This window comes from Providencia sp. M-27 (assembly GCF_011077905.1).
Lineage (GTDB): Bacteria > Pseudomonadota > Gammaproteobacteria > Enterobacterales > Enterobacteriaceae > Providencia > Providencia huaxiensis.
Map to the genome: position 1 here is coordinate 1 of NZ_JAALBT010000088.1, position 210 is coordinate 210.

Sequence of the window (210 nt, forward strand, 5' to 3'; positions counted from 1 at the left end):
GCAGCCATCATTTAAAGAAAGCGTAATAGCTCACTGGTCGAGTCGGCCTGCGCGGAAGATGTAACGGGGCTAAACTATGCACCGAAGCTGCGGCAGCGATATTTAGATATTGTTGGGTAGGGGAGCGTTCTGTAAGCCTGTGAAGGTGTACTGTGAGGTATGCTGGAGGTATCAGAAGTGCGAATGCTGACATAAGTAACGATAATGCGG

1 rRNA gene is annotated in these 210 nt (G+C 49.5%); it reads left to right on the forward strand.

Annotated elements, in window-relative coordinates:
* Positions 1 to 210 (forward strand): 23S ribosomal RNA (locus G6Q48_RS22045); the annotation flags it as partial.